Genomic DNA, 21,653 nt, shown 5'->3' with positions numbered 1-21,653 from the left:
TTTTGGATACGTAGCACCGCTACACAAGAGAGAGGGAACGATCGAAGAGAGATTAAAATCTCTTATTTCTTTAACTTGGCCAGTAAGCCTTTAGGCAGCTTCTCGGTAGCAAAACCATATAAGGCTGCAAAAGGCAGGGCAGTACGGGCCAAATATGCGACACGCCATAAACCGCCATGGTTGGCCCCTTCCATCATCAACTCTAAAGGATGGTTCAGAGTCACTTCCGGATTGGCCACGGACTGTGGATTACGCAGGTCATGAATCCAGAGCGCGGCCATAATCGCATTGGTGGTTTCTGGCGCAAAAGCTTCTACATCAAACAGGCTGGCACCATTAAATGCCGCTTTTAATAACGGATTTTTAGTCACCGAATAGGTCGTGGTTGATGGTGCAATATTAATGCTGACGCGTTGTCCCTGATGACGGGCGAGGGTGGCGCGCCATTGCTGAATACGTTTGGCCAGCGCATAGTTCGGTCCTTGTTCCACCACCAGACAGTCGGCAATCCCGTAATCCTGTCCATTGTCTGAATGCACCAGATCATGCAGGTTTTTCTGGAAGAAATGTTGCGCCGTGACCGTTGAAACCCCACGGGTCAGCAGTTGCTGGGCTTTCGAGCGTTGCTGATACTTGTCTTTTGAGGCCTGAATCACATCGGCAGGCACTGCATAGACATCGGTTGGGGTGCACATAAACATCAGGCTGGTATCGGCTTTTTGCGTGCTGACGGCCTGCATAATTGCATCCATCGCCATGGCCACACGCACGTGTTTTTCACCATCTAAATAGGCAATGGCAGCCAAATCCAGCTGCTGTTCAAACTGGGTTAGCCACTGGGCAATTTCAGGAGTTTGGGTCAGCAAATTGGTGCCGAGCTGCTCTTTTAATAGCTCAGTCGCGCTGTTTTCATCTAGCGCTTCAGTCGCTGGTGCATACAGGGTGGCATTACCTTGTTGCACGGTCTCTAGAATTTTGTTCCAGACCCGGGCATTGGGTAAATCGACCGCGACAATATTGGCTTTCCATTTCGATAGCCAGGTCAGAGGGCCAGCTTCAGAAGCAGCGCCAAACAGCACCATGGTACGGTCTGATAAATCGAACCATTCTGGATGAGCCACTGCTGCACGTAAAGCTTGAGCATGACTGTGTTCAATAATCCCGCCATCTTCCCAGCGCTGGATTTGCTCAAGCAGTGTCTGACCTTGCAGTTTCTGTCCCTGATACGGCACATACCATTCCGGCGCCGCCGTGCTTTGGCCCTGGATTTTAACTGTGTGCAAAGGCTGGGCATCGAGGCTCATCACATCTTTCAGCAGATGTTTTTGACCATGTCGATAAAACTCGAAACTGCCATGTGCTTTATTCAGGCCCTGTTCAGCAATTTGAATCGGGTTCTGGCAGGTCTGAATGCCGTATTCGACCAGCGCCTTAAAATATTTGGGATACTGTTTGCGCCAGTTTTTTTCAGACAGGGTTTGCTGGGACAGTTGCGGTGCAACACCGGCCAGTGCCTCGGCAATAATCGCACGTCCTGTGCGTGAAGTACTGGGTTTCTGGTTTTCGAAATGTGGAAATTGTAGGCCGTCTAATGTGGACATGCAAAAACTCGCAGCTTGAAAGCAAATTAATATACAGATGTATACATTATCTATGCCAAATTGTGAGATGGGGTGGCATTAACTACCAAAATTGTATGAATTATCCAATGAAATTGCAGTTTATGAGGACGCAGTAAAAAGCCTCCATTCTGGAGACTAAATGGAAAAATGGGCTTAGCAGCGGCCTTTTTTGGCCTGACCTGGTGGGCAGAAATCTCCTGGATGACCATAAATACGTGAGTCAGGATCAATCACCAAACGGCCTTCTGGGGTATGGACGGCACAGGCACTCAAGCTCAGTAAACAGCCGGCAATCAGAAATAACTTTTTCATCTCTCATGTTCCATCTTCGTTATTATTCGAGTTATTTTAGACGCCAACCGCTGAGGCATACTGTGTTAATTTGTAGTTATGCGTTGTCAAAATATACCGCAGGCGCTTCAGATTGCTCAAATTTAGAACGGAAGCTGGCTAAGTTTATTCAGGAAATGTGGAATTAAACGCGGCTCAATCATGATGGTGATAATCACCCCATAGGCTGCTCCCCACAAATGCGCGCTGTGGTTAATATTGGAATTGCCACGTTTACCCGACCAGATGCTATAGGCCACATACAGCACCGCAAAAATAATAGCCGGAACCGGAATAAAGAACACGAAAATCAGTTTCCACGGTTCAAACAGAATATAGGCAAACAGTACTGCAGACACCGCACCGGAAGCGCCTAGACTGGCCCAGCGATGATCATTTTTGTGTTTCAGATAACTCGGTAAAATTGCGGCAATCAGACCGCCTAAATAAAACAGTACAAAGCCCAGATCATACAGATATTGACGGTAAAAGCTTTCAATAATACTGCCGAAGAAAAACAGGGTAATCATGTTAAACAGCAAGTGGGTACCATCGGCATGGACAAAACCGTGGGTAATGAAGCGGTCATATTGACCCCGTTCCAACGCCGGTGGCCAGAAAATCAGCCGGTTCATGACTTTTTCTTTGGAAAAAGCAATAAAGGAGATAATCGCTGTAATCACAATCAGCGTAACAGTATGATTAAACGGTAAATCTAACATAAACAGATGTTCTTCTTTTCGGGTTTCCTGATCATAATGCCATTAAAAAACAAATGAAACAGAACTTTCATAGGATAATTCCGACAATTTTAGTTGAATTTTTTTAATTCCCCCGCATCTTCAGTTAAAATGGCAACTTCAGCATGAGGAAATATTGTTATGTCGACTGAGAACCACAGCACTGCAGTTGCAGAAGAGATTCCAAACTTATTGATCACCCCAAATGCTCAAGAGTATTTAAAAGATTTATTGGCAAAGCAAAATACACCGGGGATTGGTGTGCGCGTTTTTGTTGAGAATCCTGGAACGCCGCGTGCTGAGTGTTGTATGGCTTATAGTGCGCCAGAAGAAGTCGTACCAACAGATTATAAGCAGGATTATCCGGATTTTCCGGCCTATATCGACACCCCGTCTATTCCATATTTACTGGATGCGGTTATTGATTACAACAAAGACCGTTTTGGGGGCCAGCTGACCTTCCGTGCGCCTAACTCGAAAGTGCCACGCGTGGGTCCGGATGCCTCAATCGAAGAGCGTATTACTTACGTATTACAGTCTGAAATTAACCCGGGCCTTGCCGGTCACGGCGGTAACTGTGCCTTGGTGGAAGTGGTTGAAGATCCGGAACACGGTTTAACCGCGATCCTGAAATTCGGTGGCGGTTGTCAGGGCTGTTCAGCGATTGATGTCACGCTGAAACAGGGTGTGGAAACCACATTAAAACAGCATGTGCCTGAATTAATGCGTGTGGTAGACCAGACTGACCACAGCCAGGCCGAAGGTGCTTATTTCAAATAAGTCTTTAAGCTATTTAAGTTTAACTTAAAAAAAACCTCGAATATTCGAGGTTTTTTAACAACACTAAGGTTAATGATAATAATTATTAATAACAATTGCATTTAGATGTTTTTCCGTTACAATGCTTCACAAATTCATCACTTTTTATTCATAAATTACCTGTGGGGCACCTTCGGATATGAACAAGCCGTTTATGAAATCGACTTTAGCTTTTGCTGTACTTTCAACATTGGCTGCTTCAGTACAAGCACAAAATAAATCAGTTGAAGAGCAACAACCAGTCGCGCAGTCTGAAGCTACAAAACTGCAGACTATTGTTGTAACGGCAAGTGGTTCTGAAGTAAATGTAAAAGATGCTCCTGCTTCTATTACAGTCCTCACCGCAGAAGAAATTGCCAAGCAACCAGTAAAAAGTATTTCTGAGCTTCTGGCAAAAGTACCTGGTGTATCAGGTGGTATGGGTCTAAATGGTGAAGGTGCGAAAATTAAACTTCGTGGTTTACCTTCTGAATACTCTTTGATTCTGGTTGATGGACGCCGTATTGGTAATTCATCACGTACAGCTTATCGTACAGACTTACAACGTCAGGATTTAAACTGGATTAATCCAGAGAATATTGAGCGAATTGAAGTTGTAAAAGGCCCAATGTCGTCTTTATATGGTTCAGATGCGATGGGCGGTGTAATTAATATTATTACCAAAAAGACAGCTCAAGAATGGGGTGGCTCAGCGACTATCAATTTAGAAAAACCTGCAGATAGTACAGAAGGCGATACTCTTCAAATATCAGCAACTGCGAGTGGTGCAATCACAGATACAGTGAGTGCTCGTATTACAGCAGGCCGTACTGAACGTGAAGCTGACCAGAATGTTAAAGATCTTGAAAGTTCAACAACTGGTATGCGTAATGATACGGTTGAAGGAAGTCTTGTTTACCGCCCAACAGATAATCATCAGTTTGAGCTTTTTGGTAGTTATGGTAGTCAAACCAATACGAATCCGACCTATGCACCAAATGTTTCTGATGGGGAATTCTGGTTAGGTTCAGCTGGTGATAAAAATGAAACAGAATCTCAACGTCTTGGTCTGGCTTGGGATGGAATATATTCTTGGGGAAGTTCAAATCTAAGTGTTTATCAAAATAAATATGATCGCAGTACTACAACAGAAGTTGATGGGGTATTTAGCCCAACTGTTCAAAAGACAGAATTAACTGTTGTTGATGCTAAAGTGAATTTACCGTTTGATTTTGTTGTGCCGCATAAATTAACTGTAGGTGGTCAATTCCGTTCTGAAGAATTAACTAATGATCGTACTTTAGGTATTGATTCAAATGGTGCACCTTCGATTGATGGTAATGATTACACAGGTGATTCAACAGTAGCGGCTGATGTTTGGGCGCTATTCTTTGAAGATATTTTAAGTATTACACCTAATTTCGATGTGACAATTGGTGGTCGTCTGGATAAAGATGAACGCTATGATGCGAACTTCAGCCCACGTGTATACGGTGTATATCATTTCAATGACGCATTAACATTCAAAGGCGGCGTTTCTACGGCTTTCCGTGCTCCTGATCTTGTTCAAACTGCGCCAGGTTTCAGTACAGGTTCACGTGGTAAAGGTTGTACTTCTCAATTTGGAACATATGATCCTGTAACTAATCCTACCGGTTTCCAAAGTAGCTATGATGCAAATACTAATCCGTTTGTAAACTGCTATAATACTGGTAATCCTAATCTGGAAGCAGAGGAATCAACAAACTATGAATTAGGCTTCCAATATGATGACGAAAAATATTCAGGTGGTTTAACTTATTTCCATACCGATTTTGATAACAAACTGGTGAACATGCCTGTTAAGCATATTCCTGCTGAACAAATTAATGACCCGCGTTATCCGAAAGGCGTATGGTATATCGCACCTGATAATGCTGAAAAAGCTCGTATTCGTGGCCTAGAAGGCACCTTTGCAGTTAATCTGACTGATTATGCACGTTGGTCAACAAATGCAACTTATTTCTTTGAATCTAAAAATTTAGATACTGGTGCGGCATTAATCAGTACACCTGAGCTGTCAGTTCATTCAGCACTAGATTTACAAGCTTCTGATGCACTCGCTTTGCAAATGAACCTGCAGTATATTGGTAAGCAATATACAACAGAAACAACAGATGTAAATGCGTGGGCAAAAGCCTATACCTTATATGGTGTGAATGCGAACTACACTTTGAATGATAATGTCACTGTGCGTGCTGGTATATCAAATTTATTTGATGAATCCATGGAAACTACCGATAGTTCTGAAGATTATTATTCAATTCAAGGTCGTACTTATTTCGTTGGTTTAACGACACGTTTCTAATTTTATAAGTAAAAAAAGCCGCTTGAAAGCGGCTTTTTTTTAGTCTTCAATCTTTAAAATTTTTAAGGTATTTTCAGCATAATAGAATTTTGCCAGATAGACACGGGCACGTTCCCGTAAATACTGCTGCGACAGCATCTGCTGAATCACCGGGTTCAAAAGCTGCTGTAATTCTTGCTGAATCAGGGCTTCATCAATATTCAGATCACGCAATAACAGGTCAAAAGTGCGTTCCTGATTACGTACATACCAGGCGTGTACCCCATCATGTAGCTGCTGTTTTAAATAATCGCTCTGGCGCATAAAGTCCCAGATTTCATGGCCCAGCGCTACAGTCTGTGGCAGGTCCTGTACTTCAATATAATTTTTTAAGACCGACAAAGGCAGGTCTTTAATCTTGTGCCAGATATTGGCCTGCAGATGATAGAGCTTGTCATTATCAAAATGCTGGTTCAGGACCGACTCACTCATCTGGCTAAGCTTTAAGATATTCTTTTGCAAATAGGCGCTGACTGCACTGTCTAAACTGGAATCGGTCACTGTTTCCAGTACCGATTTACCCATTTTCATAAAACGCGATACACCAGGCACGCTTTTGGCAATCAGTGAATTGTCCAGATAATCCTGAATCGAGTGCTGGATTAACTGGCTAATCATTGCAGAAAAGGCCGGATTGCTTACTACGGTTTTAATCAGACGCTGACGATGACCACTTTTGCTGGCCACATACTGGGCAATTTTATCAATGGTCAGTACCGGAATGACATCGGCAATTTTGGCGCTGTCATTTACCGGATGCACCAGGGCAAAGCGGATGTGTTCTGCAATCTGTTCAATCAGAAAGGCGCTGGCCGGCGTGTCCAGAATCTGTTTTTGCAGCAGGTCATTCAGCTGTTCGCAGCTCCAGAGATCTTTCAGATGCTGCTTGCGGAACCAGTGATAAAAATGCAGAAATTCCTGCTGTACGGTTTCAGACTGAGAAAACTCATGTGCTAAAAAGTCAAGATGAGCTTCAATCAACTGCTCAAGCATCGGGTTTTGCTGCATACAATCTCTGGAACTTAATTTAAAGGAATCAGTTTATCAGCTAGCGGGTTTTTTAGGTTCTGTGTTTTGGCCAGGAAGGGTAAATAATGTTGTACCACCTGCTGTTCGGCTTCCAGCATTGGCACATGACCGACATTATTTAAAATGACCGGGGTTTCTGCGCGTTTAAACAGACCCTGTAATTCTTTGGCCACTTCAACATTAAGAATTTTATCGTGCTTGCCCCAGAGAATCAGGGTCGGTGCTTCAATATTGCGGGTGAGACGGGCAAAGCTGTCCGGGGTGTAAATCCGGTTTAGGGTCACCATCTGGTCAATAAATTTTAAGGATTGACTGGCCCGTGAAATTAACAGTTTTTCCTGGGCAGATTTAAACTGCTCTGGCACTTTCGGCGGGTTTTGCATCAGCTGATGCGCAATATGGTCTAAATCGCCCGGCGCGGTGACCACCAGATTTTTCAGTAACAGCGGATCTTTGGTATAAGGCGTATTGGAGTGTTTATAAATACCGGCACTGTTCAGCAGGAACAGGCTTTGGGTATCAAACGGATATTGGGCTGCATAGACCGTTGCCACAGAGCCACCCAATGAGTGCCCGGCAATATTCAGCTTGTCGGCAATATTCAAGGTTTCTACCAGCTGACGCAATTGTGCGCTCATGCTTGGTACAGACAGGTCGAAATTGCCCGAACTCTGGGTTTCACCGGTATTGGGTAAATCGGGGATAATCACATGATAGGACGGGGTGAGAAATTTGGCCACCCGGTTCCAGTTGTCGCGGTGTCCGGCAAAGCCATGTAACAGCAAAATGGTTGGCCGATTAACATCGCCGCCTTCATTATAGCGCCAGGTAATATTGCCAATTTTCAAGCTTTTCGAGACCAGACCCGCCGCCTGGCGTTCAGTCTGATAATAATGCTGCACCACCTGCTGTTCAGGCGAGAGTTTGGCGGCAGAGCTGAGCAGAGGCGCAGACAGTGCCAGTGCCAGGACTGCCAGTCGTGGCCAAGACAAAAATCGCGAAGAATCCTGCTTCATTGACGATATCCCCAAGAATATTTTTTAAATAGGCGTCGGCTTGGCTTGTTTGAATTGTGTAAATTTTCGCCTTAAGTCGAATTGAAAATGCTGTTTCTGGTTATTGTAAGGGCTTTGCAGAAAATGTCACCTAGCTGTTTTTTGACCGGGTTGGTGTGCTGCTTTTGAAGTGTGATGTAAATCGCAATTACTTTAGGAAAATTTGAAAAAATTTATCTTATAAAAATTGATCAGCTATTTTTTTTGCAAGTGACTTTGCCCCGGCAGAGGATTAAAATGCTGAAAATTCAAAAACTGGTGGTAACAAGAATGCTCACAGCTCAAGAGGCTTTAGAACGTCTTAAACAAGGAAACCAACGTTTTGTTTCGGGCAATACCAATCATCCGAAACAACTAACCCACCATCAACGTGCAGAGATGGCCGAAGACCAGAATCCTTTTGCGATTGTGCTCGGTTGTTCTGATTCACGTGTACCTGCAGAAATGGTTTTTGATCAGGGACTCGGCGATCTGTTTGTGATTCGTGTGGCAGGGAATATTGTTGCGCCATCTCAGGTCGGCAGTGTTGAATTTGCGGCAGAGCGTTATGACTGCGCCGTGGTTGTGGTTTTGGGCCATAGTCACTGTGGCGCGATTCAGGCCACCATTGATACCTTGATGTGCCCGGACTGTCCACCATCTGCCAATCTGATGTCAATTGTGAACCGTGTTCGCCCGTCCGTAGAAACGCTGATGCAGACTGAACTGAAAAATGATTTGGCCAAGCTGTCGAAACATGCGGTTCGTTCCAATGTGTTTGCCTCAGTCAATCAGCTACGTCATGGTTCAGCAGTGTTAGAAAACCTGATTGAGCAGGGTCAGCTGAAAGTCGTAGGTGCAGAATATTCATTAGAAACCGGTGAAGTAACTTTCTTTGATTTTTAATTGATTCTAAAAATAATCAAAAAGCGGGCATTGATGTCCCGCTTTTTTTATGGCTGAAATCCGGATCTTGAAAACCATCTCAGCGTTGAATCGGCTTTATTTTAATGCTGCCTGAATCAAGGGATAGGCATTTTTCAGCAAAATGGGCTGGGCTGCAGCCGTCGGATGGATCAGATCTTTTTGCATCAGGGTATTTTTACCGGCGACACCGTCTAGGAAGAAGGGCAGTAATTTGACCTGATAACGCTGGCTCACCACTTTGTAGTTATTTTCAAACGCCTTGCTGTAGGCGCTGCCATAATTGGGTGGCATTTTCATGCCAAATACAATCACCTTGGCTTTGGCCTGTTGACTGTGCTGAATCAGCCGCGCCAGATTATTTTGAATCAGCTGCGGTGGTTGACCACGCAAGCCATCATTACCGCCCAGTTCAATTACCACCACATGCGGCTTATGCGTTTGCAGTAATTTGGGCAAACGTGCCAGCGCGCCGCTGGTGGTTTCGCCACTCACACTTGCATTGACCACTTTATGCTGTTTCGGATACTGTTGTTCTAAACGTTTTTGTAACAGATGGACCCAGCCTTGTTGTGGTTGCAAACCGTAACCGGCACTTAAGCTGTCACCCAGAATCATGATGGTTTTGGCAGACACCAGCATGGGCATGAAGGCAAGCCCCGCCACAGCGAAATAAGCAAAACAACTCATTTTGAAATTGCGAATGTGCATTTAAGGATACTATGACTCAATTCACTACAGATACCGCCATCATGCCACAAAGCATTATTTCTGCCCAACAATTGACACAAAAGATACAACTTGCACAAAAAACACTGACGATTTTTGAAAATTTAAATCTGGAGATCCGGGCGGGGGAACAGGTGGCGATTACCGGCCGTTCCGGTTCAGGCAAATCAACCTTATTGGGGATTCTGGCGACCTTGGATCAGGCCAGTGCCGGGCAGTTAACGGTCTGTGGTGAATCAATTCAGGAGCTGAATGAAGAACAGCGTGCGCTGGTGCGGCTGAAATATATTGGTTTTGTATTTCAGTCATTCCAGTTATTGCCGCATTTAACCGCACTGGAAAATGTCATGCTGCCGCTACGCTTGCAACCGAATTTTAAATTTGCCGAGGCCGAACACAAGGCGCGTAATCTACTGAAAAAAGTCGGACTGGAACGGCAGGCAGAGCAGACCCCGAAAGTCCTGTCGGGTGGTGAGCAGCAACGGGTGGCGATTGCCCGGGCTTTAATCAGTGAACCTAAAATCATTTTTGCTGATGAACCGACCGGGAATTTAGATGGCGAAACCGCCAAAGAAATTGAACAGCTGTTATTTCAACTGAACCGTGAACTGGGGACCACCTTGGTGCTGGTGACGCATGATCCGAAACTGGCGCAGCAATGTCAGCGCCATTTTGAACTCAGTCAGGGACAATTGCTGGAACACCCGGCAGGAGGATGAGATGAACCCGCTATTTCGTCCTTTACTGACCCAGAGTTTTAAAAGTACCGGTGTTTATCTGTTACTGATTGCGCTAATTCTGGCAATTAGTGCCACAACCGCGCTGAAATTCAGCAATGAGCAGATTCAAAATGCGGTGGCTTTGCAGGCGGCAGAAATGCTGGCCGGTGATCTGGTGCTGTCCGACAATAAACCGATTGCACCGCGCTGGGAAGCGGCGGCCGATGAATTGGCGCTAAAGCAGTCACATGTTACGGTGTTTAGCTCGATGGCACATACCGGCGATGAATTTGTGATGGTGAATGTCAAAGCCATTGATCAGGCCTTCCCGTTACGCGGTGAGCTGCGGGTTGCGCCCCAACCTGCTGCTGCCATTCAACCGGGCGAGGTCTGGGTTAGCCAGCGCGCGATAGAGCTGCTGAAAATTCAGGTGGGCGATACCTTAAATATTGCCGATGGCGCCTTTCAGGTCACGGCCAGCATCGAGCATGATTCCAATCAGGAACTGGGCTTTAGCGGTTTTTCACCGACGGTGATCATTGCCCAGCAAGATGTGGCGCGTACCAATGCCATTCAGGTCGGCAGCCGGATTAATTACCGCTTGCTGATGGCCGGTACACCCCAGCATACTCGCCAGTTCGAGCAGGATTTTAAACAGTATCAGGAAAGCTTGCCCAAGACCCAGGAAATTGACGGGCAGAATATCAGTGAGCCGGATGGGCTGCGCCTGCGCAATGCCAGTGAAGGCAATACCCGCTTGATGCGTCCAATTGCCAATCTGGATACCTTTTTACAGCTGGCCAATATTCTCACCATTTTACTGTGTGGCATTGCCATTGCCCTGACCAGCCAGCGTTATGTGCAGCAGAATCAGGATCATATTGCTTTAATGCGTTGCATTGGCGCGACCAAGAAACAGATTCTGGGCGCTTATCTGACCTTGTTGGCGGTGGTGCTGTTACTGGCGATGCTGCTCGGTAGTGCGGTCGGCATTACGCTAGGCTATGGGCTGTTGCAATTGATGTTACAGCTGATTCCGCATTTGCAATTGCAGTTTTCGGCTGTCGAGATGCTGCTGGGGCCACTCCCGATTGCCATGCTGACCAGTGCCGTGGTACTGCTGGGCTTTATTCTGCCAAGTCTGTGGCAGCTGCTCAATACCCCACCAATCCGGGTGATTCGCCAGCAGGAAAAATCAGTCCAGTCGATGCTATGGATGCTGCTGACCGGCACACTCAGCCTGATGCTGTTTAGTGTGGTGCTGACCGAAAATATTGTGCTGACGCTATGGGTCATGGGCGCCATCATCCTGCTGTGCAGCGTACTCTATGCCGTAGTCTGGAGCTTCCTGAAACTGATCCGCAATTTAAAAAGCGGCATCTCGGCCTATGTGCGCACGCCGTATCAGACTGCATTTCAGATTACCGCACTGGCGCTGGGCCTTAGCCTGATTACCGTGCTGGCAGTATTACGTACCGATCTGCTGGATCGCTGGCAGCAGCAATTGCCGGAAGGTACGCCAAACCAGTTTGTCTATGGTTTACCACCGTTTGATATGCCAGAGTTTCAGGCGCAACTTGAACAGCAGGGCTGGCACAGTACGCCGCTGTACCCAAATGTGCGCGGGCGGCTGGTGGCCAAAAACGATCAGCCCTTTGCAGAAGCGCTAATCCAGCACAATAATTCGCTCCGACGTGAACTGAACCTGACCCAGGCCGAACGCTTTCCGGCCGATAACCTAATTGTGGCCGGACAGGAACAGTTTAGTCAGGTCGGGCAGGTTTCGGTTGAAGCCAATACTGCGCAAGAACTGGGCATTGAGATTGGCGATACGCTGACCTTTAGTTTGCCAGAAGGCTTGTTGCAGGCCAAAGTCATTAATCTGCGCAGCGTGGAATGGGAAAGCTTTAGCCCGAATTTCTTCTTTATTTTTTCACCGCAGACCATGGATGAAAATGCCGGCAGTTATCTGGGCAGTTTCTATGTGCCAGAGCAGGACCGGCCGGCACTGGTGCAGCTGATCCAGCAGTTTTCCAATACCGTATTTATTGATGTCAGTCTGATTCTGGAAGAGATTAAACGGATTGTGAATGTGTTGGTACAGATTATTACCATTCTGGCAGTGTTGGTGGCCGTGTCCGGGATTCTGGTGCTGATTGCCTGTTTAAACCTGCTGATGGATGAGCGGAAACGTGAGGTGGCCTTGCTGCGTTCTTTTGGTAGTTCCAAGCAGAAATTAAAACGGATGATGAGTCTGGAAATTGGCCTGATTGGCGGAATTGCCGGAGTGGTGGCCTGTCTGTTTGCCGAGGTGATTAGTGCGATTGCCAGTTACCGGATGGAACTGGCAATTCAGCCACACTGGGAAATCTGGCTAATCTTGCCGGTTGTAATGACTTTATTGTGTGCTTTAATTGGCCGTTATAGGCTTAGTTATTTATCTGATATTCCGCCTTTGCAAAGCCTGCGAGAGATGAATCAATAAGTTTCATCTCTGCATTAAAATGGTGGGGTATGCGTTACAGCTGCAATTGCTGGCGCATCATCTGTAGAATTTCCTGCCACAGCGGGGCAAGCATCTGTACCTGTTGCAGACAGTACTGATAAAACAGCCAGCTGATGATGGCGGCGCCGGTCAGCGCCAGCAGTGAAAACAGCGCTGACTTGTGCAGCTTCTGGCCAATGTACCAAAGTGCTGCCAAGGCTGCACCCATCACCATGCCGCCAATATGTGCGGCATTGTTAATTCCGCTAATCATAAAGCCCATAAACAGGTTCAGGCCCATCACCAGTAACAGGGTTTTCTTATCCAGCAGAAAACGCTGTTTCGGCAGGCGTGGCAATAATGATAAAACCGTCAGGGAAGCACCCAAACCCATCACCGCACCGGATGCACCAGCGCTCACACTTGGCAGTAAATCCGGGCTGGTCAGGCCATGCGCGAGAATCTGTAAGGAATCCTGAATCTGTAAATAGCCACTGAGCAGGCTGCCCATCAGTCCGGCCAGTACATACAGGCCTAAAAAATACGGCCGGCCAAAAAGCTGTTCGGCCACGCTGCCAAAAATATACAGGGCCCACATATTCAGCATCAGGTGAATCATGCCAAAATGGAAAAACATGCTGCTGAACAGACGCTGCGGCTGTTCGAGAAAGGTCAGGGGAGCATAGTCAGCGCCCCAGAGAATCGCATCTCGGGTGCTGGGCTGGCTGGCATCGACACCGGTCAGGATTTGCCAGGAAAATACACCAATATTGAGGGCAATCAACAGGGCCGTCAGCCACCATAAATGCGTTTCGGGTTTACGGTGAATCAGCGGCGGTGAATATTCAGACATGCTATTTTTATACAATGATGATTTATTTCGTTATAAGCTTAACACGAAAAATTCACGCCTCAGGAGCCCCAAGCTGACATGAAAGCTTTTATTGTCCGTACCTTATTAATTCTTGTCAGTCTGTTTTTATTGATCCAGTTGTGGATTTTCTCGAGTCTGGCCTGGTGGCGAACCCAGCCGGTACAAAGTACCATGATGATGCGCCTGGACTACTGGTCAGATACTTCCCAGCCTATCCGGCATGAATGGCGTGACTATGACCAGATCAGTGAATATCTGAAAAAAGCCGTGGTCGCTGCCGAAGATGGCAAGTTTATGCAGCATCATGGCTTTGACTGGGAAGGTATTCAGCATGCACTAGAACGTAATAAAGATCAGGGTCAGGTGGTGGCTGGCGGTTCGACCATTTCCCAGCAGCTGGCGAAAAACCTGTTTTTATTTAACCAGCGTTCGTTTTTGCGTAAAGGTCAGGAAGCCATTGCCACTTGGATGATGGAACGCATGTGGAGCAAGCAGCGGATTCTGGAAGTGTATTTAAACTCGGTAGAGTTTGGCGACAATATTTACGGTATTGAGGCGGCGACCCAGCATTATTTTGGCAAGTCTTCACGCAGCCTCAGCCGTGAAGAAGCGATTTTTCTGGCCGCGATTTTACCGAATCCGAAATATTATCAGGACAACCGTTACGGTCGTGGTCTGGAACCACGTAAACGCATGATCCGTAAATACATGCGTTACAGCGAGATTCCTTGAGTTGTAAAATTGAAAAAAAGCCCACAGCAGTGGGCTTTTTTTATGAAATTGTCACAAAATTGAAGCATACTTATGAATAGTGAATACTTGAGAAAAAGTCATAGGGTGCATATGAATACGGCAGCGAGCGCGACCCCTGCGCAAATAGACTATACCTATAATGATCGATACATCAATCGTGAGCTTTCTATCCTCGATTTCCATTTGCGCGTGCTGGAGCAGGCAGTCGATCCTTTGCATCCGTTGCTGGAACGTATGAACTTTTTACTCATCTTTTCACGTAACTTAGATGAGTTTTTTGAAATTCGTGTTGCAGGTGTCATGGAGCAGCTGGATTTGGGTAATGAAAGCCGTAGCCCGGATGGCTTGACTCCAAAACAGGTACTGGAGCAGATTTCACAAACTGCGCATACTGCCATTGAGCGCCAATACCGTATTTTAAACCAGGAAATTCTGCCTAAACTGCGTGAAGAAGACATCTGTTTCTTGCGCCGTGGTGAGCTGACACCGGCTCAATCGGCCTGGGTGAAAAAATATTTTCAGGAACAGGTGGCACCGGTCTTAACCCCAATCAGCCTGGACCCGGCTCATCCATTCCCGCGTCTGGTCAATAAAAGCCTGAACTTTATTGTGACGCTGGAAGGGAAAGATGCCTTCGGCCGTCAGATTGACCTGGCTGTGGTGCCAGCGCCGCGCTCTTTACCACGTGTGGTGCGTTTACCAGATGAACTGACCGGTGGTAAAGAACATCACGTGATGCTGTCTGCGATTATTCATGAACATGTATCGGACCTGTTCCCGGGCATGACTGCGACTGGCTGTTATCAGTTCCGTGTCACCCGTAATGCTGACTTGGCCTTAAACGAAGATGTCGAAGATCTGGCCAAAGCGCTGAAAGGCGAGCTGAACTCCCGCCGTTTTGGCCGCGCGGTGCGTCTGGAAGTGACCCAGAACTGTCCGCAACCGATTTATGAATATCTACTAAATGAGTTTGATCTGCATGAAGACCAGCTCTATAAAGTGGATGGTCCAGTGAATCTGGCGCGTTTATTGTCTAACTTTAAACGTCCGCATTTACGTTATGATTCACATACGCCAGTGATTCCGAAAGTGTTGAAAAAGTCCGAGAATATTTTTTCGGCCATGCAAAAGCAGGATATCTTGCTGCATCATCCGTTTGAATCCTTTGCCCCGGTGATTAACCTGCTGCGTGAAGCGGCGCGTGACCCGCAGGTACTGGCAATTAAACAGACCTTGTATCGTAGTGGTGCCGATTCTGAAATTGTACAAGTCTTAGCGGAAGCGGCGCGTAACGGTAAAGAAGTGACCGCGGTCATTGAGCTGCGTGCGCGCTTTGATGAAGAATCCAATATTGCTGTGGCCAACGTGCTGCAAGAAGCTGGCGCGGTGGTGGTCTATGGCATTGTCGGTTATAAAACCCATGCCAAAATGATTCTGGTGGTGCGCCGTGAAAACAACAAGCTGGTGCGTTATGTGCATTTGGGCACCGGTAACTATCATGCCGGTAACGCGCGGATTTATACCGACTACGGCTTGCTCACCACCGACAAGGAACTCTGTGAAGATGTACACCGTATTTTCCAGGAACTAACCGGCATGGGCAAAATGGCCAAGCTGAAAAAGCTGTTACATGCGCCGTTTACCCTGCATACCCAGCTGATCAACTTTATTGATGATGAAATTGCCAATGCTAAAGCCGGTAAACCAGCACAAATTATTGTGAAGGTGAATGCCTTAACTGAAATGCAGCTGATCAATAAACTGTATGAAGCTTCCCAGGCTGGCGTGCAGATTGACCTGATTATCCGTTCGATTTGCTGCCTGCGTCCGGGCTTGCCGGGGTTGTCGGAAAATATCCGGGTACGTTCCATTGTCGGCCGATTCCTGGAACATACCCGCGTGTATTACTTCAGCAATAATGGTGATGCACGTATTTACTGTTCAAGTGCTGACTGGATGGACCGTAACCTGTTTAACCGGGTGGAAGCCTGCTTCCCGATTGAAGATCCGGCACTGAAAAAACGCATTTATCAGCAAGGTCTGCAAATTTATCTGCAAGATAACCAGCAGGCGTGGCTACTGCAGGGGGATGGCACCTGGGTTCGTGCACAGGCCGCAAAAGGCGAGCCAGCTTCCAATGCGCAGCGCACCCTGATCGAGATGATTCAGTAAGCGAAGCAAGCCTGATATTTAAAGAATGTCAGGCTTTTATCCGCTAAAAAAATAAGGAGCTGATGCTCCTTATTTTTATGGGTATTGAAGAACTTAGCTGTGCGATATTTTTTGCAGAATCTGCAATAACACATCAAATTCGCTTTGCAGCGGAGTACTCTTACGCGTTACTAAGGCCAGGGTGCGGGTAGGTGCTGCGTCAATCTGTTTTACCACCAGTTCTGAATTGGCCTGAATCATATTGGTATGAATGGCAATTTCAGGCAGCAGGGTAAAGCCGAGGTTGGCTGATACCATTTCCACCAGGGTTGGTAGCGAGCTGGCTTTTAAACGATGATCATTTTTACGCTCGCCAATCGGGCAGGCACTTAAGGCATGATCACGCAAGCAGTGGCCTTCTTCCAGCAGCATCAGGCGAGACAGGTCCAGATCTTCTAAAGACTTGGCCTGAGCCGAGTGTGCATCGGATTTATGGTGGACCAGTACCAGATTTTCTTTGGCAATTTCGGCAACTTTCAGACTGCGGGTATCAAACGGCAGCGCCAGTAACACCATATCCAGGTTACCATGTTCCAGTTTTTCTACAATTTTTTCACTTTGTGCTTCATGCAGGTGTAACTGGATTTTTGGCAGTTGCTTATGCACTTCATCTAACAGCTGCGACAAAATGAACGGTGCAATGGTTGGAATCACACCTAAATGCAGGTCGCCGGTTAAGGGCTCGCTCATTTCACGGCTTAGGCGCATCAAGTCCTGCGCATCAGCCAATAGAACACGCGCTCGGGCTACAACTTGTTCACCGAGAGGAGTCAAACGTACATTCTGGCGATCGCGTTCAACCAATACGCCACCCAATAAGCGCTCTAACTCCATGATTCCGCCCGACAATGTCGATTGAGTCACGAATGAACGGCGCGCCGCTTCTGTAAAATGCAACGTTTCAGACAGTGTAACGAGGTATGACAGCTGTCTTAAGGATGGTAATGCAGCCATAGTGTCCTAATGCTTATAATTTAAAGTGATGAGCAAATAATTCGCTAAGATATGGAATGAAATGCGGAGGGATATCATGCCCCATTCCTTCAATTAATTCAAATTTAGCGTCAGGTATTGCTTTCGCAACAGCCTTACCATGTGCAGGTGGAAGTAAGCGGTCACGAGAACCATGAACAACCAGCGTGGGCTGTTGGATCTGCTTGTCCAGACTGCGCAATGAGCCTGTACATAATATTGCTAAAAACTGCTGAAGTACACCCGCTGGATGGTAACTTCGCTGATATAATTTACGGGCGGTCTGTACCGCTTCCATTTCATTCAGATAACCTGGCGAACCAATCACTTTAAACAGTTTCAGGCTGTGGTTAATAATGCCTTCTTCATCATTGGATGCCGGCTTGCCCACTAGGCTGAACAGCTGTTTCGGGAAAGGAGGCGGTAGGAAAGGCTGGTTGTTGCTGGTAAACAATAGTGCCAGTTTTCTGACCTTGTCCGGATAGCGGGCCGCCAGAATCTGTGCAATCATGCCGCCCATTGAAGCGCCAATCACATCAACCTGTTCCAGCTCCAGTTTATCAATCAGCAGGGCCACATCATCGGCCATATCATACAGGTTATAAGGCGCCCCCTGATTTTCTAAACCCAAGGCAAAACGGCCCATCAGTTTTAGGGTATTCAGGCGCTCGCCCTGATGGCGTACTTTAGAGGACAGGCCAATATCGCGGTTATCAAAACGGATGACCCGAAAGCCTTGGTCAATGAGTGACTTGCAGAAAAAGTCTGGCCAATACAGCAGCTGTGCACCCAGTCCCATGACCAGTAAAATGGTCGGATTGCCAATTTCGCCGCCCATTTCGACATGCAATTCAATGCCATTGCCCAAGTCGACTTTGGTTTCGTGCATAAAACTGCTGTAAGGTGAAACATTTAACCGCAAACTATTCATTCTTATATTCCTTTCTTCAAGGTGAGCGCGCACCCCTGATGGATTAAAGCGCTAAACTGCCGCTGGAATCAAGTCAGGAACAAGTTTACTTAAAGCCAGGCGCTGTTTGCCGGCTGTTGGCCCGAGCAGCACAAAGCCGCGTAAGGTGGCAGTGCTGTCAAAGGCTTTGGCAATCATGCCATCGTCCAGTTCTTCATTTTGCCAGGTCACTTCCACATCTACCGGGGCCGGTAACACCGTTAATGGTGCCGCCGGGGTTTTCACTGCAACCGGCATAGCCGGGTAGTGCACTTGTGTGGTTTCACCATTTAAGGTTTTGGCCAGGGCGCGTGCCTGCTGCATGATTGGCATGACATACGGCAATAAAGTCCCGTTGACTTCAGCGCAGTCGCCCACTGCATAAATATCAGCCAGGTTGGTTTCCAGTAAGCCATTGGTGAGCACGCCGCGACTGGTATGAATGCCGGCTTCTTTGGCTAAAGTGATATTCGGCTGTAAACCGACGGCGGATAGCACCACATCGGCACTCAGGCTACGGCCATCGGCCAGTGTCACCAGATAATCACCCTTATCCAGTTTTGATACTTTATCGACCGTGGTGCCCAAGACAAAATGAATCCCAGTTTCTTCCAGGTTCTGTTTAAATGCAGTGGCAATAAATTCAGGCAATAAACGGCCCAGCGGTTGAGGTGCCAGATCAATCACCGTGACTTGATGCTCGGTGTTTTGCAGGTCATTGGCAAATTCACAGCCAATCAGGCCCGCGCCTAAAATCACCACACGTTTATCCTGACGCGCTGCCAGCTGTTCGCGGAAGGCTTTATAGTCATTTAAATTATTGACCACGTGAATATCATCACTGCCATCGCCAGAAATGGCCAGACGAATCGGGTTGGCACCGACTGCCAGTACCAGTTTGGCATAGGCTTGCTGGCTTTCGACGCCATCTTTCTCTAAAGTCAGCAGATGCTGCTCGGCATCAATGGCTTTGACCCAGGTATGCACTTCAATACGCATATTCAGCTGTGCCCCCATTTTTGCGGCATCCCCCAGCGCAATCTGTTCGGGTGCTTTTTTGCCGGCCAGGGCATTGGAGAGGGTAGGTTTTGCATAGTTGATTGCATCATCTGCGCAAATCATGACCAGTTCCTGTTCAGGGTTCAGTTTGCGAAATTCACGGGCGACTGTATAGCCAGCCATACCAGAACCAATGATGACAATCGGATGCATTATTTTCTCCATAAAAGGTTGAGCATAAGTTTCAAGACATAAAAAAAGACCATGCAGTTATGGTCTTCGAGGCGTACTTAGATTTCGACCATTTCAAAATCGACTTTAGATACGCCACAGTCCGGGCAGGTCCAGTCATCTGGAATATCTTCCCATTTGGTGCCCGCGACGATGCCATCTTGCGGCCAGCCTTCTGCCTCGTCATAAATCCATCCACAAACGATGCATTGATACTTTTTCATTTGACTCTCCAAAAGCCGATCTTCAATAAACCTGACCGGCAAAAAATTCCCTAACCAGCATGACTCAGTTGATATGATTTTAACACTTCATATTCGCTTAAATTTTTACGCAGTTATGAGGTTAAAGTAAAGTAAATATCGGAGTCTAATGCTTCATTTCTAAAGCTGAATGGCTAAGAAGGACAAAATTTATCTTTAAAATCTCAAACATTGCATAGTGTCGGACAATATGCACACTAAAAACCAGCGCAAATCTTTTCAAAATATATGAGAGATCACCTAAATTTCGACTAAAGTCGGACAGCTATTTTTGCTTAAATAGGCTATTCTATAATTAGGATAATCTATATTGGTTATTTAGTATAAAAATACCAATAATAAAAACAATGATTTACTAATTTTAATCGGGTTTTATTTAAACCTGAAGGGCGGACTTTGGCTGGTCTTCGCGGTCAAGACGCTGTAAAATTCACCTATTCTTTTTAATCTCTCTCCGATCTCCTTATGAGCAAGCTGTCTACAACGTTGTGGTCTCACATTCGTACTGTCCAAAACTTTCCTAAAGCCGGTATTTGTTTTTATGACTTGACCCCTTTATTCATGAAAAATATTGGTCCGTTGACAGATGCTTTAATTGAAAGTATTCCTGCAGAAAAACTGGCTGAAGTAGATAGCTTTATTGCGGTAGAAGCACGTGGTTTTGTGCTGGCCAGCCTGTTGGCACAGCGTACTGGCAAGGGCTTATTGCTGGTGCGTAAAGCCGGTAAATTACCACCACCGGTAGTAGGTGTGGGGTATAGCCTGGAATACGGTCTGGACCGTCTGGAAATGGCGGCGGATGTCACCGGTCAGAAAGTTATTATTGTGGATGATGTTTTAGCGACTGGCGGTACCTTAAAAGCAGTGAAACAACTGGCAGAAAAATGTCAGCATGAAATTCTGGGTGCGAGCATTTTCCTGGATTTACCAGATTTACACGCAGATTTGGGTCTGAACATCTGGTCGGTACTGGATGAACGCTCTAAGCCGGTGGAAGCAGTTGCTTAAGTCTGAGCACTACCCTGTGAAACATAGAAAGCCTTGCCGAGTGCAAGGCTTTTTTATTTGTGCAGTGATTGCTGTTCCAGTTGCCAGATTAAAGGATTGATATTTTCCGGACACACCAGTCGATGATGACCGCCTTTAAAAGCATGAATTGGCATGTAATTTTCCAGCTGGGTTTGTACCCAGTGCATGTCCAGCTGTTCATCGCCGAGTTCCAGATAGGCCAGCTGCGGAATATCATGGTCCAGTTCCTGTTCGGAAATCTGCGGATAGTCCGGTCGAAAGTCGGGCTGTAAACTCGGATTGGCAATCACGCAGGGAATACCATGCAGCGCCGACATTTTTAAGGCCCAATAGCCGCCGAGGCTATGTCCGACAATAATTTCAGGCTGGATTTTAACAATAATATCGTTATAGAAACTGGCCACAGTCTGGTAGTTCAGATTGCGATAATCCACAGTAATACAGTATTTTTTATCTGCGCAGATGGCATGGAACTTACTCGATTCACGTGAGGAATCCAGCCCATGCAGAAATAGGATTTTCGAGGTGCATCTATTCATTGTTTTCATTCACACTCAAGCGTCTATTGAATAGTTG

General features: G+C 46.6%; 20 protein-coding genes. 8 read left to right on the top strand and 12 right to left on the bottom strand.

The genetic code is table 11. From position 1 onward, the window contains the following. Positions 1 to 62: 62 nt before the first annotated feature. From ACVLR6_RS10325 to ACVLR6_RS10315, 3 genes are all read right to left on the bottom strand, one after another. Entirely contained in the window at positions 63 to 1,601 is a 1,539-nt protein-coding gene (locus tag ACVLR6_RS10325) for a hypothetical protein (protein ID WP_455995133.1), read from the bottom strand. A gap of 174 nt (positions 1,602 to 1,775) precedes the next feature. After that, positions 1,776 to 1,934 (bottom strand): putative periplasmic lipoprotein, encoded by a 159-nt coding sequence (locus ACVLR6_RS10320; protein WP_005179424.1) that lies wholly within the window; start codon positions 1,932 to 1,934, stop codon positions 1,776 to 1,778. A 122-nt stretch (positions 1,935 to 2,056) separates the two neighbouring features. Beyond that, positions 2,057 to 2,674 (bottom strand): rhomboid family intramembrane serine protease, encoded by a 618-nt coding sequence (locus ACVLR6_RS10315; protein ID WP_005179422.1) that lies wholly within the window; start codon positions 2,672 to 2,674, stop codon positions 2,057 to 2,059. A gap of 159 nt (positions 2,675 to 2,833) precedes the next feature. Here ACVLR6_RS10315 and nfuA point away from each other — a divergent pair, with 159 nt between their 5' ends. Both nfuA and ACVLR6_RS10305 read left to right on the top strand, forming a co-directional pair. Beyond that, entirely contained in the window at positions 2,834 to 3,472 is a 639-nt protein-coding gene (gene nfuA / locus ACVLR6_RS10310) for a Fe-S biogenesis protein NfuA (RefSeq protein WP_005179419.1), read from the top strand. Between the two features lie 178 nt (positions 3,473 to 3,650). Beyond that, positions 3,651 to 5,837 carry a TonB-dependent receptor domain-containing protein gene (locus ACVLR6_RS10305; RefSeq protein WP_455995132.1) on the top strand — a complete coding sequence of 729 codons (2,187 nt, stop codon included), beginning with the start codon at positions 3,651 to 3,653 and terminating at the stop codon, positions 5,835 to 5,837. Positions 5,838 to 5,876: 39 nt separating this feature from the next. On the opposite strand, the gene ACVLR6_RS10300 is transcribed toward ACVLR6_RS10305, so the two are convergent. Continuing rightward, positions 5,877 to 6,884 (bottom strand): hypothetical protein, encoded by a 1,008-nt coding sequence (locus ACVLR6_RS10300; protein WP_455995131.1) that lies wholly within the window; start codon positions 6,882 to 6,884, stop codon positions 5,877 to 5,879. A gap of 14 nt (positions 6,885 to 6,898) precedes the next feature. Then, positions 6,899 to 7,921 carry an alpha/beta fold hydrolase gene (locus tag ACVLR6_RS10295; protein WP_455995130.1) on the bottom strand — a complete coding sequence of 341 codons (1,023 nt, stop codon included), beginning with the start codon at positions 7,919 to 7,921 and terminating at the stop codon, positions 6,899 to 6,901. Positions 7,922 to 8,230: 309 nt separating this feature from the next. Between ACVLR6_RS10295 and ACVLR6_RS10290 the strand changes: the two genes are divergently transcribed. Beyond that, the gene (locus ACVLR6_RS10290; RefSeq protein WP_034598190.1) at positions 8,231 to 8,845 is read left to right on the top strand and encodes a carbonic anhydrase; all 615 of its coding nucleotides are present in this window, start codon (positions 8,231 to 8,233) and stop codon (positions 8,843 to 8,845) included. A gap of 96 nt (positions 8,846 to 8,941) precedes the next feature. On the opposite strand, the gene ACVLR6_RS10285 is transcribed toward ACVLR6_RS10290, so the two are convergent. Beyond that, positions 8,942 to 9,553 (bottom strand): arylesterase, encoded by a 612-nt coding sequence (locus tag ACVLR6_RS10285; protein WP_016659292.1) that lies wholly within the window; start codon positions 9,551 to 9,553, stop codon positions 8,942 to 8,944. 32 nt (positions 9,554 to 9,585) lie between these two features. Between ACVLR6_RS10285 and ACVLR6_RS10280 the strand changes: the two genes are divergently transcribed. Together ACVLR6_RS10280 and ACVLR6_RS10275 are read left to right on the top strand one after the other, a co-directional pair. Further along, positions 9,586 to 10,311, top strand: a complete 726-nt coding sequence (locus ACVLR6_RS10280) for an ABC transporter ATP-binding protein (RefSeq protein ID WP_005179393.1) — start codon at positions 9,586 to 9,588, stop codon at positions 10,309 to 10,311. A 1-nt stretch (position 10,312) separates the two neighbouring features. After that, a complete protein-coding gene (locus ACVLR6_RS10275) occupies positions 10,313 to 12,796 on the top strand; it encodes an ABC transporter permease (protein WP_455995129.1) in 2,484 nt (827 codons plus the stop codon). Between the two features lie 34 nt (positions 12,797 to 12,830). On the opposite strand, the gene ACVLR6_RS10270 is transcribed toward ACVLR6_RS10275, so the two are convergent. Then, positions 12,831 to 13,649 (bottom strand): rhomboid family intramembrane serine protease, encoded by an 819-nt coding sequence (locus tag ACVLR6_RS10270; RefSeq protein WP_455995128.1) that lies wholly within the window; start codon positions 13,647 to 13,649, stop codon positions 12,831 to 12,833. A 78-nt stretch (positions 13,650 to 13,727) separates the two neighbouring features. Here ACVLR6_RS10270 and mtgA point away from each other — a divergent pair, with 78 nt between their 5' ends. Continuing rightward, positions 13,728 to 14,402 carry a monofunctional biosynthetic peptidoglycan transglycosylase gene (mtgA, locus tag ACVLR6_RS10265; RefSeq protein ID WP_005179383.1) on the top strand — a complete coding sequence of 225 codons (675 nt, stop codon included), beginning with the start codon at positions 13,728 to 13,730 and terminating at the stop codon, positions 14,400 to 14,402. A gap of 111 nt (positions 14,403 to 14,513) precedes the next feature. Further along, entirely contained in the window at positions 14,514 to 16,595 is a 2,082-nt protein-coding gene (gene ppk1, locus ACVLR6_RS10260) for a polyphosphate kinase 1 (protein ID WP_455995127.1), read from the top strand. 93 nt (positions 16,596 to 16,688) lie between these two features. Here ppk1 and oxyR read toward each other — a convergent pair whose 3' ends face one another. The 4 genes from oxyR to rubA form a co-directional block, all read right to left on the bottom strand. After that, positions 16,689 to 17,588 carry a LysR family transcriptional regulator OxyR gene (gene oxyR, locus ACVLR6_RS10255; RefSeq protein WP_005179377.1) on the bottom strand — a complete coding sequence of 300 codons (900 nt, stop codon included), beginning with the start codon at positions 17,586 to 17,588 and terminating at the stop codon, positions 16,689 to 16,691. 13 nt (positions 17,589 to 17,601) lie between these two features. Then, positions 17,602 to 18,537 carry an alpha/beta fold hydrolase gene (locus ACVLR6_RS10250; protein ID WP_045796061.1) on the bottom strand — a complete coding sequence of 312 codons (936 nt, stop codon included), beginning with the start codon at positions 18,535 to 18,537 and terminating at the stop codon, positions 17,602 to 17,604. A 51-nt stretch (positions 18,538 to 18,588) separates the two neighbouring features. After that, positions 18,589 to 19,767: an NAD(P)/FAD-dependent oxidoreductase gene (locus tag ACVLR6_RS10245; RefSeq protein WP_005179371.1), complete on the bottom strand. Its 1,179-nt coding sequence runs from the start codon at positions 19,765 to 19,767 to the stop codon at positions 18,589 to 18,591. A 77-nt stretch (positions 19,768 to 19,844) separates the two neighbouring features. Continuing rightward, the gene (gene rubA, locus ACVLR6_RS10240; RefSeq protein WP_005179369.1) at positions 19,845 to 20,009 is read right to left on the bottom strand and encodes a rubredoxin RubA; all 165 of its coding nucleotides are present in this window, start codon (positions 20,007 to 20,009) and stop codon (positions 19,845 to 19,847) included. 504 nt (positions 20,010 to 20,513) lie between these two features. On the opposite strand from rubA, the gene ACVLR6_RS10235 reads away from it, so the two are divergent. After that, entirely contained in the window at positions 20,514 to 21,056 is a 543-nt protein-coding gene (locus tag ACVLR6_RS10235) for an adenine phosphoribosyltransferase (RefSeq protein WP_005179368.1), read from the top strand. 53 nt (positions 21,057 to 21,109) lie between these two features. Here ACVLR6_RS10235 and ACVLR6_RS10230 read toward each other — a convergent pair whose 3' ends face one another. Continuing rightward, a complete protein-coding gene (locus tag ACVLR6_RS10230) occupies positions 21,110 to 21,616 on the bottom strand; it encodes a YqiA/YcfP family alpha/beta fold hydrolase (protein WP_034598188.1) in 507 nt (168 codons plus the stop codon). Between the last annotated feature and the right edge of the window lie 37 nt (positions 21,617 to 21,653).

Source organism: Acinetobacter sp. T63, from assembly GCF_053852345.1.
Note: the sequence above shows the minus strand (reverse complement) of the source record. Positions and strands in the feature narration are given on the sequence as shown.